The organism is Bacillus sp. NEAU-Y102, from assembly GCF_054788175.1.
The window spans coordinates 842,300-858,354 of record NZ_JBTWFK010000001.1 but is presented as its reverse complement, the minus strand read 5'-3'; the positions used below and the strand labels follow the sequence as shown (position 1 = coordinate 858,354).

The 16,055-nt window shown below is 36.0% G+C and carries 17 protein-coding genes; all 17 read left to right on the top strand.

Annotated elements, in window-relative coordinates:
• Position 1: 1 nt before the first annotated feature.
• On the top strand, positions 2 to 976 hold the full coding sequence (mraY, locus tag ACYFX0_RS04120; RefSeq protein ID WP_000893058.1) for a phospho-N-acetylmuramoyl-pentapeptide-transferase: 975 nt from the start codon (positions 2 to 4) through the stop codon (positions 974 to 976).
• Entirely contained in the window at positions 977 to 2,329 is a 1,353-nt protein-coding gene (gene murD / locus ACYFX0_RS04115) for a UDP-N-acetylmuramoyl-L-alanine--D-glutamate ligase (protein ID WP_016098909.1), read from the top strand.
• 90 nt (positions 2,330 to 2,419) lie between these two features.
• Entirely contained in the window at positions 2,420 to 3,511 is a 1,092-nt protein-coding gene (spoVE, locus tag ACYFX0_RS04110; RefSeq protein ID WP_000753521.1) for a stage V sporulation protein E, read from the top strand.
• Between the two features lie 103 nt (positions 3,512 to 3,614).
• The gene (gene murG, locus ACYFX0_RS04105; protein ID WP_014894899.1) at positions 3,615 to 4,709 is read left to right on the top strand and encodes an undecaprenyldiphospho-muramoylpentapeptide beta-N-acetylglucosaminyltransferase; all 1,095 of its coding nucleotides are present in this window, start codon (positions 3,615 to 3,617) and stop codon (positions 4,707 to 4,709) included.
• Between the two features lie 212 nt (positions 4,710 to 4,921).
• Positions 4,922 to 5,827 carry a UDP-N-acetylmuramate dehydrogenase gene (gene murB, locus ACYFX0_RS04100; protein ID WP_098437122.1) on the top strand — a complete coding sequence of 302 codons (906 nt, stop codon included), beginning with the start codon at positions 4,922 to 4,924 and terminating at the stop codon, positions 5,825 to 5,827.
• 98 nt (positions 5,828 to 5,925) lie between these two features.
• Positions 5,926 to 6,696, top strand: a complete 771-nt coding sequence (gene divIB / locus ACYFX0_RS04095; protein ID WP_001065791.1) for a cell division protein DivIB — start codon at positions 5,926 to 5,928, stop codon at positions 6,694 to 6,696.
• Positions 6,697 to 7,095: 399 nt separating this feature from the next.
• Positions 7,096 to 8,403 (top strand): cell division protein FtsA, encoded by a 1,308-nt coding sequence (ftsA, locus tag ACYFX0_RS04090; RefSeq protein WP_001087559.1) that lies wholly within the window; start codon positions 7,096 to 7,098, stop codon positions 8,401 to 8,403.
• Between the two features lie 39 nt (positions 8,404 to 8,442).
• On the top strand, positions 8,443 to 9,597 hold the full coding sequence (gene ftsZ, locus ACYFX0_RS04085) for a cell division protein FtsZ (RefSeq protein ID WP_000888984.1): 1,155 nt from the start codon (positions 8,443 to 8,445) through the stop codon (positions 9,595 to 9,597).
• A 260-nt stretch (positions 9,598 to 9,857) separates the two neighbouring features.
• Entirely contained in the window at positions 9,858 to 10,775 is a 918-nt protein-coding gene (gene spoIIGA, locus ACYFX0_RS04080; protein WP_000261975.1) for a sigma-E processing peptidase SpoIIGA, read from the top strand.
• 19 nt (positions 10,776 to 10,794) lie between these two features.
• The gene (sigE, locus tag ACYFX0_RS04075; RefSeq protein WP_000976948.1) at positions 10,795 to 11,514 is read left to right on the top strand and encodes an RNA polymerase sporulation sigma factor SigE; all 720 of its coding nucleotides are present in this window, start codon (positions 10,795 to 10,797) and stop codon (positions 11,512 to 11,514) included.
• A gap of 157 nt (positions 11,515 to 11,671) precedes the next feature.
• Positions 11,672 to 12,451, top strand: a complete 780-nt coding sequence (sigG, locus tag ACYFX0_RS04070) for an RNA polymerase sporulation sigma factor SigG (RefSeq protein WP_000197755.1) — start codon at positions 11,672 to 11,674, stop codon at positions 12,449 to 12,451.
• A gap of 163 nt (positions 12,452 to 12,614) precedes the next feature.
• Positions 12,615 to 12,896 carry a YlmC/YmxH family sporulation protein gene (locus ACYFX0_RS04065; protein ID WP_000236745.1) on the top strand — a complete coding sequence of 94 codons (282 nt, stop codon included), beginning with the start codon at positions 12,615 to 12,617 and terminating at the stop codon, positions 12,894 to 12,896.
• A 120-nt stretch (positions 12,897 to 13,016) separates the two neighbouring features.
• Positions 13,017 to 13,835: a peptidoglycan editing factor PgeF gene (gene pgeF, locus ACYFX0_RS04060; RefSeq protein WP_001209008.1), complete on the top strand. Its 819-nt coding sequence runs from the start codon at positions 13,017 to 13,019 to the stop codon at positions 13,833 to 13,835.
• Positions 13,832 to 14,506 carry a YggS family pyridoxal phosphate-dependent enzyme gene (locus ACYFX0_RS04055; RefSeq protein ID WP_000218005.1) on the top strand — a complete coding sequence of 225 codons (675 nt, stop codon included), beginning with the start codon at positions 13,832 to 13,834 and terminating at the stop codon, positions 14,504 to 14,506. Before pgeF ends, ACYFX0_RS04055 begins: the two co-directional genes overlap by 4 nt.
• A 19-nt stretch (positions 14,507 to 14,525) precedes the next feature.
• A complete protein-coding gene (locus tag ACYFX0_RS04050) occupies positions 14,526 to 14,996 on the top strand; it encodes a cell division protein SepF (RefSeq protein WP_000119129.1) in 471 nt (156 codons plus the stop codon).
• A gap of 6 nt (positions 14,997 to 15,002) precedes the next feature.
• Entirely contained in the window at positions 15,003 to 15,266 is a 264-nt protein-coding gene (locus ACYFX0_RS04045) for a YggT family protein (RefSeq protein ID WP_000214323.1), read from the top strand.
• Between the two features lie 15 nt (positions 15,267 to 15,281).
• Entirely contained in the window at positions 15,282 to 16,049 is a 768-nt protein-coding gene (locus tag ACYFX0_RS04040) for a YlmH family RNA-binding protein (protein ID WP_000029712.1), read from the top strand.
• Positions 16,050 to 16,055: the final 6 nt, after the last annotated feature.

The following is a 16,055-nucleotide window of genomic DNA, read 5'->3' as shown; positions in this document are numbered from 1 at the left end:
TGTGCTTGAGCAAGGTTTATTAGTAACGGCTGGGGTAGCATTCTTAATTTCTGTTGCCCTTTCGCCATTGTTTATTCCATTTTTAAGAAAATTAAAGTTCGGACAGAGTATTCGTGATGAGGGACCAAAGTCACATCAAAAAAAATCAGGGACACCGACAATGGGCGGTATTGTCATATATGTATCTATGATGGTCACTTCACTTATTATGGCGATTAAGTTTAATCATTTAGGTGCAGAGGTTTCGTTATTATTATTAGTGACATTTGGTTATGGATTGATTGGATTTTTAGATGACTACATAAAGGTAGTTAAGAAGAGAAATCTTGGTTTAACATCAAAACAAAAATTAGTAGGTCAGCTTGTTATTGCTATTGCGTTCTTTTTAATTGGAAAAGGGCAAGCATTTCACACATATATCATGATTCCAGGTACGGATGTTAAGTTTGAATTAGGTTGGGCGTATTTTGTACTTGTACTATTTATGCTAATCGGTGGCTCGAATGCGGTTAACTTAACTGATGGTTTAGATGGTTTATTATCAGGAACAGCGGCTATTGCATTTGGAGCATTTAGTATTATTGCAGTAGCACAAGAACAATTTGGAGTTGCGATATTCTGTATGGCAGTTGTCGGAGCAGTACTGGGATTTTTAGTATTCAACGCGAATCCAGCAAAAGTATTTATGGGGGATACAGGTTCCTTAGCTTTAGGTGGAGCTATCGCAGCTGTAGCAATTTTATTAAAACAAGAATTACTACTTGTAATTATTGGTGGAGTATTCGTAATGGAAACTTTATCTGTTATTATTCAAGTTATTTCGTTTAAAACAACAGGAAAACGTGTCTTTAAAATGAGTCCATTACACCACCATTATGAATTATGTGGTTGGTCAGAATGGCGCGTTGTTGTAACGTTTTGGTCTGTAGGATTTTTATTAGCTGTGTTAGGAATTTATATCGGGGTGTGGATGTAATTGAAAACTGTAACTGAATTTCAAAATAAAAATATTCTTGTATTAGGCATTGCAAAGAGTGGTTATGCAGCAGCTACTTTGTTGCAAAAATTAGGGGCGAATGTCATTGTAAATGACGGAAAGCCTTTAGCAGACAATGTACTTGCTGCAGAATTACAAGCAAAAGGAATGGACGTTGTATGCGGTGGCCATCCTTTAGAATTATTAGAGAGAAATATTTCTCTTGTCGTTAAAAATCCAGGAATCCCGTATTCTAATCCAATATTAGTTGCTGCGAAAGAAAAAGAAATTCCAATTGTTACGGAAGTTGAATTAGCATATCGTATTTCAAAAGCACCATTTGTTGGAATTACAGGGTCTAATGGTAAAACGACGACAACAATGCTGACATTTGAAATGTTAAAAGAGGGACAAAAGCATCCTGTTATTGCAGGGAATATAGGAACTGTAGCTTGTGAAGTAGCACAGGATGCAAAAGAAAATGAAGTTGTAGTTACAGAGCTTTCATCGTTCCAATTGATGGGAGTAGAATCGTTCCAACCTAAAATTGCAGCGTTCTTAAACTTATTTGAAGCCCACTTAGATTATCATGGGACGAAGAAGGAATATGGTTTAGCAAAAGCAAATGTTTTTAAAAACCAAACAGAAAACGATTATAGTGTAATAAATGCGGATGATGCAGATGTGATGGAGTTATCTGCGGATACTAAAGGTCAAAAAATCCTGTTTTCGACAACGAAAGAAATTGAAGATGGTGCGTGTATAAAAGATAACGCTCTTTATTTCAAAGGTGAAAAAGTTGTTGAAGTAAGTGATATCGTTTTACCTGGTCAACATAATCTAGAAAATATTTTAGCTGCGATGAGTATTGCGAAATTATTAGGTACTTCTAATGAAGCAATTATGGTCGTGTTAAAACGTTTTACTGGTGTAAAACATCGTTTAGAATATGTAACAACGATTAACAACCGTAAGTTTTATAATGATTCAAAAGCAACGAATATGTTAGCGACTGAGAAAGCACTATCTGCGTTTACACAACCGATTGTGTTACTAGCAGGTGGGCTTGATCGCGGAAATGAATTCGATGATTTAATTCCGTATTTCAAAAATGTAAAAGCGATTGTAACATTTGGACAAACAGCTCCCAAACTAGTAAGAGCGGCAGAAAAAGCGGGATTAGATATAATTGAAAGTGTCGATACTTTAGATGAAGCAGTGGTGAAAGCTTATGCTCATTCTAAAGAAGATGATGTTGTTCTTCTTTCTCCAGCGTGTGCAAGCTGGGATCAATTTAAAACATTTGAAGAAAGAGGAGACATTTTTATACAAGCTGTGCATAAACTTATATAAAGTAAATCAAAACATCAGTAGGCTAACACCTACTGATGTTTTGTTACATAGGGCAAAAGGTTCTGCCTAAAGAGGTGGTGTTTGTGGGTAATGAAGAAAACGCCTGATTTTATTCTCATCATCGTAACACTTTCATTGTTGACAATCGGAATGATTATGGTTTATAGTGCGAGTGCAGTTTGGGCCTCTTATAAAATGGGGGACTCATTCTTTTTTGCCAAAAGACAATTACTGTTTGCGGGTCTTGGTGTAGTAGCTATGTTTTTTATTATGAAAATTGATTATTGGGTGTGGCGTACGTATTCAAAAGTAATTTTGCTAGTTTGCTTCATTCTTCTTATTCTCGTTCTTATTCCTGGAGTAGGTCTTGTTCGAGGAGGAGCACGAAGTTGGATTGGGATCGGAGCATTTTCGATTCAACCGTCAGAATTTATGAAGTTTGCGATGATTATTTTCTTGGCAAAGTTTTTAGCGGAACGGCAAAAATTGATTACATCTTTTAAACGTGGTTTATTACCGGCTCTTAGTTTTGTGTTTCTTGCTTTTGGGATGATTATGTTACAGCCAGACCTTGGGACAGGAACGGTAATGGTTGGGACATGTATCATTATGATATTTATTTCGGGAGCGAGGGTCTTTCACTTTGCGATGTTTGGTTTGCTTGGTGTAGCAGGGTTTGTAGGGTTAATCGCATCAGCACCGTATCGAATGAAGCGCATTACATCATATTTAGACCCGTGGGCAGATCCGCTTGGAAGTGGATTTCAAATTATCCAATCATTACTCGCAATTGGACCCGGTGGATTATTTGGACTTGGGCTTGGACAAAGTAGACAAAAATTTCTTTATTTACCTGAACCACAAACTGACTTTATATTTGCAATCTTATCCGAGGAATTAGGTTTTATTGGTGGTTCATTTGTGTTATTATTATTTAGTCTATTATTATGGCGCGGGATTCGTATCGCATTAGGAGCGCCAGATTTATATGGTACGTTTTTAGCAGTAGGTATTGTGGCGATGATTGCGATTCAAGTAATGATTAATGTTGGTGTTGTAACAGGACTGATGCCCGTTACGGGTATTACCTTGCCGTTTTTAAGTTATGGTGGATCAAGTTTGACATTAATGTTAATGGCAGTAGGTGTATTATTAAATATAAGTCGCCATTCTCGCTACTAAACCCTGTTTATAAGACAGGGTTTTTCGTATGTGTGTAAAAATGCAATATGTATATAGAAATAAATATAATGGAAATAAGAAAAGAGAAGCGGAGGAGTTAGTAGTGCGTGTATTAGTGAGTGGTGGGGGTACTGGTGGTCATATTTATCCAGCTCTTGCTTTAATTAGAGAAATAAAAAAGTTAAATCCAGAAGCAAGATTTTTATATATTGGTACGGAAAATGGACTAGAGAGTACAATCGTTCCAAAAGCAGGTATACCATTTCAATCTATTGTTATAAGCGGATTTAAACGAAAAATATCATTAGATAATGTGAAAACAGTAATGCGTTTTCTAAAAGGTGTACAGGATAGTAAACGATATATTCGTCGTTTTAATCCGGATATCGTAATTGGAACGGGTGGATATGTATGTGGACCAGTTGTATACGCTGCAGCCAAATTAGGTATTCCGACTATTGTACATGAACAAAATAGTGTACCAGGTGTAACGAACAAATTTTTAAGTCGTTATGTTGATAAAGTTGCTGTTTGTTTTGAAGCAGCTACAGAGCATTTTCCAGAGTCAAAAGTGGTAATGACAGGTAATCCGCGAGCATCAGAGGTAATGGATCAAAATGGAATGAAAGGGAAACGTTCAGTTGGGCTTTCTCTTCCTAAAAAGTCTGTACTTATATTTGGTGGAAGTCGTGGGGCTAGACCGATTAACGATGCCTTCGTTGAAGCAATTGAACAGTTTGGGAACAAAAGCTACGAAATACTATATGTAACAGGTGAAGTACATTATGACAAAGTGATGGAAGCCGTGAAGCAAAAAGGGAACCCGAACAATGTTATTATTAAGCCGTTCATTCATAATATGCCAGAGGTACTAACTGGTGTAGACCTTGTTGTTTCAAGGGCTGGGGCAACAACACTTGCAGAATTAACAGCGTTAGGAAAACCAAGTGTGTTAATACCGAGTCCGTACGTAACAAATAATCATCAGGAAAAGAATGCACGTTCAGTTGTTGATAAAGGAGCGGCAAAAATGTTACTTGAAAAAGATTTAACAGCTGAAACACTTATTCGTGATATTGATGAGATTTTATTGGATGCACAAACATTACAAAATATGAAGCTAGCTGCTAAGAAACTAGGTATTCCAGATGCAGCAAATAAGCTGTATGAAGTAATGAATAAGCTTGTAAAAAAATAAAGTGAGGCTTTAATCAGTGGGGAGTGATTCTCTCTCGTTGATTATTACCTTTCACTAATCGGATGTTTACTGGCATCCCGATACCGCCTAACTTCTTTGTTACCGCCGAATTTTGATTTAGGAGCTGTAATGCCCGTAAATAGAGGGATAACGTTAGGTGAACGCCCTGCATATTATTGTCATAAGGAGACTTAATATGGGGGAGATTGTCTATGGAACAATTAGTAAATGAGCTTATAGAAGCAGACGTTGGTCGTGTTTTAGTTAACGAGTCGTTAGCGCGTTATACAACTATGAAAATAGGTGGACCAGCGGATATTTTAATTGTGCCTAAGCATGTAGCCGGTATTGAAAAAACATTACAGTTAGTAAAGCAATACAAAACGAAGTGGACTGTAATTGGGCGCGGTTCAAACCTTCTTGTATCTGATCGAGGCATAGAAGGTGTTGTTATTCGTTTAGGAGAAGGATTAGATCACTTAGAGGTCGAAAAACATAAGGTAAGAGTTGGTAGTGGATATTCTCTTATTAAATTGTCAACTTTACTTAGTCGTCAAGGGTTAGCTGGATTGGAGTTTGCAAGCGGCATTCCAGGAAGTGTCGGTGGTGCAGTATATATGAATGCAGGTGCACATAAATCGGATATATCGAGTGTATTATCGAAGGCTCTCATTCTGTTTGAAGACGGTACAATTGACTGGTTAACGAATAAAGAACTGGAGTTTTCTTATCGGGCATCTGTATTGCAAACGAAACGGCCTGGTATTGTTTTAGAGGCGGAGTTTCAATTACAGGCGGGAAAACGTGAAGAAATTGTATGTAGCATGCAAAATAATAAAGATTACCGCCGTGAAACGCAACCATGGAATCACCCGTGTGCAGGAAGTATATTTCGGAATCCAATCCCACATTTTGCAGGCGATTTAGTAGAAAAAGCAGGGCTTCGTGGTTATAGGATTGGTGGAGCTCAAATTTCTCAAATGCATGGCAATTTTATTGTTAATACCGGGGGAGCTTCAGCGCAAGATGTATTGTCCTTAATTGAATTAATAAAACATACAATTAAGGATAAATTTGATGTAGATATGCACACAGAAGTAGAAATCATTGGAAGATAACGGTTATTCGTTCCGCTCATTATCATTTATGTTATAATAAGAAGATAAGAACGGCATGAGGAACATGCCGTTCTTTATGTTACATAGGGGGATCGTACATGAATAATAGTAAAGTGATTAAACTACAAGATCGTGTACCAAAATTGAAAAATCAAAAGAAAAAAAACAAAAAAAATGTTAATCATCGATTGATTTTATACATATCAATTTTATTTTTATTAGTGCTCTTTTTAATTTATTTTCGGTCTCCGCTTAGTAATATAAAAAAGATTAGTGTGTTTGGAAATCATTATATGACGGATGAGCAAGTAATGAAGGATTCAGGCGTGACATATGATACAAGTTATTTCCGAGTGACAGCACATAAAGCTGAAGAAAACTTAACGAAGCGAAAAGAAATTAAAGCAGTAAATGTAAAAAAACGTTTTCCAAACAAGATTGATGTTCATATTGAAGAATATTTAACGATTGGTTATATAAATAAAGAGGGAAAATTACAACCGTTATTAGAGAATGGAAAAACACTTGATGTACTACCTAATGGAAAACTTCCTGTTGCAGCACCGATTTTCGAACCTTTTAAAGAAGAGAAAATGAAGGAGTTAATCGCTGAACTAGAAAAATTAACACCAGCTATTTTAAAATCTATTTCGGAGATTCGCTATTCTCCAACGAATGCGAATGAAGATCATCTTACTTTATATATGAATGAAGGTTATGAAGTGAGCACTACGATTCAAAATTTCGCAAAACGTATGGAAGCCTATCCGCTTATTTTAAAAACAATTGAGCCAGGTAAGAAGGTATTAATTGATTTAGAAGTAGGTGCATATACGAAAGAATTAGGTGCGGAAGAAAAAAAAGAATAGAATGGTAGTTTTCGTTGCTTATAGCAGAAAAAACAAAACAAACGTTCTATTATATGCATACGAATTTAGAAGAATGGTTCATTTGATGAAAAATATGTAAAAATTCTTAGATTCATACTAGTATTGGTACAAGTTTCACTTTTCTATGAGTACATCTTAGTGTAGACTTATACTTGGCGGTAAACTTTACACTCGAAATAGAATTATTTCAAGATAAGCAGTTATTCATAGTTTACTGCGATATTCTTAATTGAATGCTAAATAAAAATAAGAAAAATATAGGGTTAAAAAAGGGAAACGTATAAAGACGTTGAATATTTTTCTTATAAATAGTAAAGTTGCGATTGTTGTTCCATATATTGAGTTGTATGGTATAAATAAAGAAGGAGGTGCCAAAGAATGAACAGCAATGAAATATATGTTAGTCTTGACATCGGTACATCCAATGTTAAAGTCATCATTGGTGAAATGGTTAATGACAGCTTAAACATTATTGGTGTTGGAAATGTAAAATCAAATGGTTTAAAGAAGGGATCGATAGTTGATATAGACGAGACTGTTCGATCAATTAAAAAAGCAATTGAACAAGCTGAGCGTATGGTGGGAATCCACATTGAGCAAGTTGTAGTAGGTGTCAATGCAAACCAGGTACAGCTACTTCCTTGTCACGGAGTAGTCGCTGTTTCAAATGAAGATCGTGAAATCGGGAATGAAGATGTCTTACGCGTTCTAGATGCAGCACAAGTTGTGTCAATTGCTCCAGAACGTGAGTTTATTGATGTGGTACCTCGACAGTTCATCGTAGACGGTCTTGACGAGATTAACGATCCACGCGGGATGATCGGTGTAAGATTAGAAATGGAAGGCACACTTATTACAGGCTCGAGAACTTTACTACATAACCTACTTCGTTGTGTAGAAAAAGCAGGTCTTGAAATTGTTGATATTTGTCTTCAACCTTTAGCGGCTGCAACAGTTGCTATATCTTCAGATGAAAAAAATAGAGGAGTAGCCCTTGTTGATATGGGGGGAGGATCTACAACTTTATCTATTTTTAAAGACGGAGAGTTACAAGCGACGAGCGTATTACCATTAGGTGGAGACCATATAACGAAGGATATTGCAATTGGGTTGAAAACTTCAACAGAAAATGCAGATCAAATTAAGTTGAAATATGGACATGCTTTTTATGATACAGCATCTGAAGAAGAGATGTTTACGGTTCCTATTATGGGAAGTGATCAAACAGAACAATATTCTCAGTTGGAATTATCGGATATAATAGAGGCTCGTGTAGAGGAAATTTTAATGTTTGTTCAAGATGAAGTGCGTAAGTTAGGAGTAAAGCAAGTGGCTTCTGGTTATGTACTAACTGGCGGAATTGCTTCTATGCCAGGTGTTCTTGATCTTGCATATGATATTTTACATGAAAATGTTCGTGTAGCAACTCCTGATTATATTGGTGTGCGTGAGCCCCAATATACAAGCGGAGTTGGATTAATTAAACATTCTTATCAAAAAGCTAAATTACGTGGGAAAAATGTGCAGGAAAAGCAAGAGCATTTTGAAACAGTACCAGCACCAGCACCAACGCCGGTACAACAGCAACCTGCGAAACAAAAAACTCGTAATCAAAACAATAATAATCAAAATGATGACCGTATGATGTCAAAAGTAAAACGTGTATTCCGTTATTTATGGGATTAAAATTGGACACGAAAAATGAGGTTCTAGGGGGATTTCGACATGTTAGAGTTTGATACTACTCAAGATCAATTAGCGAATATAAAAGTTATCGGTGTCGGCGGTGGCGGAAACAATGCTGTAAACCGTATGATTGAACACGGTGTACAAGGTGTAGACTTTATCGCTGTGAACACTGATGCACAAGCATTAAATCTATCAAAAGCTGAAACAAAAATGCAAATTGGTGGAAAATTAACGCGTGGACTTGGTGCAGGCGCAAACCCTGAAGTAGGGAAAAAAGCTGCAGAAGAAAGTAAAGAACAGATCCAAGAAGCACTTCGTGGTGCGGATATGGTCTTCGTAACTGCTGGTATGGGCGGTGGAACTGGAACTGGTGCAGCTCCAGTTGTTGCTCAAGTTGCAAAAGAATTAGGTGCTTTAACAGTTGGTGTTGTAACACGTCCATTTACTTTTGAAGGACGTAAACGTGCAACGCAAGCAGCATCTGGTATTGCAGCATTTAAAGAAAATGTAGATACTCTTATTGTAATTCCAAACGATCGCTTATTAGAGATCGTTGATAAAAATACGCCAATGTTAGAAGCATTCCGTGAAGCTGATAACGTATTACGTCAAGGTGTTCAAGGTATTTCGGATTTAATTGCAACGCCAGGTTTAATTAATTTAGACTTTGCAGACGTAAAGACAATTATGTCTAATAGAGGTTCTGCTTTAATGGGTATTGGTTCTGGTAACGGGGAAAATCGTGCTGCAGAAGCTGCGAAAAAAGCGATTTCTAGTCCATTACTAGAAACATCTATTGATGGAGCTCAAGGTGTTATCATGAATATTACGGGTGGCGCTAACTTAAGCTTATATGAAGTACAAGAAGCGGCAGATATCGTAGCCTCAGCTTCAGATCCAGAAGTAAATATGATCTTCGGTTCTGTTATTAACGAAGGATTAAAAGATGATATCGTTGTAACTGTAATTGCAACTGGTTTTGATGATAGCATTGCAACTCAACCACCAAAACCAATTATTCGTCCGAATGCGAACCACACGCAACAACAGCAACAACCAGTAGCTCAACCTTCAAAACAACGTGAAGTAAAACGTGAAATGAAGCGTGAAGAGCCAGTTGTACATGAACGTCATTCAGATTCAGATGATATCGATATTCCAGCATTTTTACGTAACCGTCGTAGACGATAAAAAAAGGAGCTTTCATGCTCCTTTTTTGTTTTTTAAATGGAAAAGACCTGCTAAGCAGGTCTTTTTTTATTTCGTATATTTCAATATATTTTGTTGGTGAAAATAAGAGTATATCATTCTATGAATTTGTACTTTTATTCTTTACCGACAGATTATGTCTAGAAATCACAAAATAACAAAAAAACACCTCCGCAAATTGACACACTTTCCTATTGGATATGCATTATACTAGTCTCAACTTGAAAAAAGAGGTGAATTGTTTGGTTGTTTACGCCGACGTTGTTTGGTTGTTAAACGCCTGCATTGATTTTCTTTTGCTTTTATTAACAGCTACCGTGTTAAAAAAGAAAATCAAAAGATGGAGGCTTGTGTTAGGGGCATTTATAGGTTCAACTATTGTTATTTTTGCCTTTACTCCTTTTGCTTCTATGATGACACATCCAATTATGAAACTACTGTACTCGTTACTTATTGTGTATACAGCATTTGGGTTTACAACATTTAGAAATTATGCACAGACTGTTTTTACTTTTTACTTTGTAACCTTTATGGTTGGCGGAGGATTAATTGGAACTCATTTCTTTTTGCAAACGAATGAAATGGTAAATGGATTGGTTCAATCTCAGTCAATTTCTTACGGCGATCCAATTAGTTGGTTATTTGTTATTTTTGGTTTTCCGGTAATTTATTATTTTTCTAAAAAGCGTATTGAAAGCGTAGAGGTCACGAAAATACACTATGACCAAATTGTGAAAGTAAAAATTCAATTGGCCGAAGAAGAACTAGAACTGGCAGGTCTTATTGACAGTGGGAACCAACTTTACGATCCATTAACAAAAACACCCGTTATGATTATGCATGTTTCATCATTAGAACATTGCTTACCATCTTGGTTAACAGAACAAATTTATTCCAAAACAGAAATTCCTCAAATACCAGAAAATGATTCTGGTTGGGCGACAAAATTACGTTTAATTCCTTTCCGTGCAGTAGGAGTAGAAAGTCAATTTTTGTGGGCAATTAAGCCTGACAGTGTGCAAGTTGATCATGAAGGTAGTTCTATTGTTGTAAACAAAGTATTAATTGGATTAAATACACAACAACTGTCTACAAATGGGGAGTATCAATGTATTGTGCATCCAAAAATGTTGATTTCACAAAAAATGGTGATCGCTTAATAATGAGAGGCGGGATAATATGATGAAATTAAAATTTTATTTAGTATACCTTTGGTATAAAGTATTGCTGAAATTAGGAATTAAGACCGATGAAATTTATTATATTGGTGGAAGTGAAGCGTTGCCACCACCGTTAACGAAAGAAGAAGAGGAAGTTCTTTTGAATAAATTGCCAAAGGGAGATCAGGCAGCAAGGTCATTACTTATTGAACGTAACTTAAGGCTCGTTGTATATATAGCAAGAAAGTTTGAAAATACAGGGATAAATATTGAAGATTTGATTAGTATAGGAACAATCGGCCTTATTAAAGCGGTAAATACATTTAATCCAGAAAAGAAAATAAAATTAGCAACATATGCATCGCGTTGTATAGAAAATGAAATTTTAATGCATTTACGTCGAAATAACAAAAATCGTTCAGAAGTTTCTTTTGATGAACCGTTAAACATTGATTGGGATGGGAATGAACTGTTGTTGTCTGACGTGTTAGGTACAGATGATGATATTATTACAAAAGATTTAGAAGCTACTGTAGATCGTCACCTTTTAATGAAAGCATTACACCAATTAAATGATCGTGAAAAACAAATTATGGAACTTCGGTTTGGTCTTGCTGGAGGAGAGGAAAAGACGCAAAAAGATGTGGCGGATATGCTTGGGATTTCACAGTCATACATTTCGCGTTTAGAAAAAAGAATTATAAAAAGATTACGAAAAGAATTTAATAAAATGGTGTGAAGAATAAGACCAGCCGTTATGTAGGCTGGTCTTATTCTATTTAGTTGTATTAGGAAAGATAATTTAAATAAAAAATCGTGAAAAAACCATATGCATAAAATCCCCTTCAAAGGAAATACTTTACACTGTACAGCAACTCCCGATAGGAGGGAACACTTTGACGAGAAACAAAGTAGAAATTTGCGGTGTTGATACAGCTAAACTTCCAGTATTAAAAAATGAAGAGATGCGTAAATTATTTCGTGAAATGCAAAGTGGAGAGATAAGCGCAAGAGAAAAATTAGTGAATGGAAACTTACGTCTTGTACTGAGCGTCATCCAAAGATTTAATAACAGAGGAGAATATGTTGACGATTTATTTCAAGTTGGTTGCATTGGACTTATGAAATCAATTGATAATTTTGATTTAGGCCAAAATGTAAAATTTTCAACGTATGCTGTGCCGATGATTATTGGGGAAATACGCAGATATTTGCGTGATAATAATCCAATTCGCGTATCGCGCTCATTGCGAGATATTGCGTATAAAGCTTTGCAAGTAAGAGAAAAGTTGATTGCAGAAAATTCAAAAGAACCAACAGCAATGGATATTGCAAAAGTGCTAGAAGTAACTCATGAAGAGATAGTATTTGCTTTAGATGCGATTCAAGACCCAGTTTCATTATTTGAACCGATTTATAATGATGGAGGAGATCCTATCTTTGTTATGGATCAGTTAAGTGATGAAAAACAAAAGGACGAGCAGTGGGTTGAAGAATTAGCATTAAAAGAAGGAATGAAGCGTTTAAATGATCGAGAAAAAATGATTATTAGAAAACGTTTCTTCCAAGGAAAGACACAGATGGAAGTTGCAGAAGAAATTGGGATTTCCCAAGCGCAAGTATCACGTTTAGAGAAGTCAGCCATTAAACAAATGAATAAAACGATTCAAGGATAAGGTCTCACCAATTATGGTGAGACCTTTTTATATGTAATATGGTTTGTGCTCATAGTAGAGGATTAGTGTTCATATAATGAAACTAGCATGGTGTTTCGTATAGGTGGCTTCCTGTAAATATGAGAAACAGTTTCCAATTCGTCATATAAGGGAGAGGATAAAAATGGTGATACGAATTTCAGAGTTACAGATGAAGGATGTTATAAATATTTCAGATGGAAAAAGGATTGGGAATATTGGAGATATTGAAATTGATATGAACACAGGGAAAATTTGTTCTGTTATTATTTCCAAACAGACACGTATGCTAGGTATTTTTGGAAAAGATGTTGAGATTGTAATTCCTTGGAAGGAAATTGTGAAAATTGGGGAAGATGTCATACTTGTAAGAGTAAATCCTGTTAATTCTGTAACAGAATCAATACAAACACCGACAATTTCATAAAGAATATTACAAATTCCTCTTTTTTTTCTGTTAGGATTATGAAAAAATAAAAGTATGGTAAAATAGACAGGAAGTACCATGCTTTTTTCTGTTATTTTAATTAAAAGGAGCCGCTTTATTATGAGAGAACCATTTAAATATGTGGACGGTATACTGTATTTACAAGCGTGGAAAGAACTTGGAAACATTACTGCTGGATTTACGACAAAAGATGGTGGGATAAGTACGGGCTCCTTTCATGCGATGAATTTAGGATTACATGTGAATGATATCGTGGAGAACGTTCATGAAAACAGACGCATTTTAGCAAATAAGTTACAAAAACCATTAGAAAACTGGATTTGCTCTGAACAAGTTCATGCTCATCATGTTGAAAAAGTAGGGCAACAGGAAAAAGGAAGTGGCGTCTATTCATATGAGGACGGCATTTCAAAAACAGATGGCATTTATACGAGTAATGAAGATGTTCTGTTAACGTCTTGTTACGCGGATTGTGTTCCGCTCTATTTTTATGCACCATCACATGGTATGATAGGACTTGCGCATGCTGGATGGAAAGGCACTGTACAAGAGATTGCAAAAGAAATGATTCAAAAGTGGAATGCAGAAGGTATTTCAAGTGATGAAATTCATGTTGCAATTGGGCCGTCGATCGGATCTTGTTGTTATGTTGTGGATGATCGTGTATTAACAGCAGCACAGGAAGTAGTTAGCGGTGCTGTTCCTCATCAAAAAATTTCTGACGGGCAGTACGCAATTAATTTAAAAGAAATTAATCGTATATTATGTGTACAAGCAGGCATAAAAGAAGAGCATATTGTAATGTCATCTCTTTGTACAAGCTGTGAAGAGCAACTATTTTTCTCTCATCGTCGTGATCAAGGTAAGACAGGAAGAATGTTGAGTTTCATAGGTTTTAAGGAGGAAGGAAGCAAGTGACAGTACAAGAAAATTTAGTGATTGTAAACGAAGCTATTAAAGAATCTTGCGCTCGAGCTGGACGTTCGTTGCAAGATATTAAACTTGTTGCAGTGACAAAAACTGTAGGGATTGAAAAAACAAACGAAGTAATTGAAGCTGGAATTATCGATTTAGGTGAAAATAGAAATGAAGGTTTCTTACAGAAATACGAGCATTTCGGTTCAAAAGTTAATTGGCACTTTATTGGCTCATTACAAACGAGAAAAGTAAAAGAAATCATTAATGAAATTGATTATTTACATTCGTTAGATCGTCTTTCCCTGGCGAAAGAAATTCAGAAACGTGCTGATAAGAAAGTGAAATGCTTTATTCAAGTGAAAACCTCATCTGAAGAATCGAAGCAAGGATTGGCAATAGAAGAGGTTGTTTCTTTTATTCAAAGTTTGCAAGAATTCGATAAAATTGAAGTGGTTGGACTAATGACGATGGCTCCATTTACAGAAGAAGAGGAAGAAATCAGACGCTGTTTTAAGGAATTACGTATGCTACAAACAGAGGTGCAGGAGCTAGAGTTATTACATGCGCCATGTAAAGAATTATCAATGGGAATGTCCAACGATTACACGATTGCAATTGAAGAAGGGGCTACATATATTCGTTTGGGAACGATTTTAGTAGGAAAAGCGTAAAAGGAAGGAGAATCTTATTATGAGTTGGTCAAAAGTAAAATACTTCTTTTTTGATACACCGGAAGAAAAAGAAGCAGCTCAATATGGTTATGAAAAGGAGCAAACAGACATGAAAAAGCAGCAAGATCCACCAGAACAACAAGATGTTACGTTTCCGAAAGCGCAACCGAAGCAAAATGTTGTGAGTATTGAAACAGCAAAACAATCTTCAAAAGTTGTTTTATTAGAACCACGCACATATTCGGAAGCGCAAGGGATTGCAGACCACCTAAAAGGTAGACGAGCTGTTGTAATTAATTTGCAGAGAATGTCTACTGATCAAGCGGTACGTATCGTTGACTTTTTAAGTGGTACTGTATACGCTATAGGCGGGGACATTCAAAAAATAGGACCGAAAACATTTATGTGTACACCTGAAAATGTTGATATTGTTGGTGCAATTTCAGAGTTATTCGGTGAAGAAGAAGAAACAAATATAAAGAGGTGGTAATACGCCATGACAACAGTTTTAATGGTGTTAAGTTCTGCTATCGAGATTTACTCGTGGGCACTGATTATTTACATTCTCCTATCATGGTTTCCTGGTGCAAAGGAATCATCTTTTGGAGAGTTCTTGGCGCGAATTTGTGAACCGTATTTAGAACCATTCCGCAGATTTATTCCGCCGCTGGGTATGATTGATATTTCTCCACTCGTTGCGATTTTTGCGTTAAAACTTGCTAAAAGTGGTTTGTTCAGCTTGTTCGGCTATTTCTTATAGTAAGAGGTTAAATACATGAGCATTTACGAACATTTTAGGCCTGATGAAGAGGTCTTTGTAGATAAAGTGCTAGAGTGGAAGCGAACGGCGGAGTACCATCAAGTGAAATTAACAGATTTCCTTGATCCAAGACAGCAACAAATTGTTTCTATGGTAATTGGACAAGGAGATGTTGCTGTGCAATTTGGTGGTGCAACGCCTAATGCAGAGCGTAAAAGAGCACTCATTTATCCAGACTATCTAGAATTAAATGAAGAAGAATTTCAAGTAGAAGTATTAGAAATTGACTATCCTTCCAAGTTTTATACGCTAGAACATAGGCAAATATTAGGTACATTTATGTCTCTTGGTTTAACGAGAGAAAAATGTGGTGATATTTTGCTGCAAGAAAATCGTGCCCAAATTGTAGTTGCGAAAGAAATCGTATCGTACATTGAGATGAACTTACAAGCAATAGGAAAAGTAAAAGTCTCCTTATCAGCAGTACAAGGAGAACAAATTCTACAGATACATGAAACGTGGGGGGAGAAATCTGGAACGGTTTCTTCACTTCGTTTAGATGTTATGTTAGCTGAAATGTTACATTTATCTAGACAGAAAGTACAACCTTTCATTAAAAATGGTTTAGTAAAAGTTAATTGGAAAATAGTGGAACAAACTTCTTATGAATGTTATCCAGGAGACGTTTTCTCTGTTAGAGGATATGGCCGAAGTAAATTATTTTCTGTAGAAGGTAGAACAAAACGCGACAAATGGAGAATTTTGTATGGTATACTAAAATGATTGGTT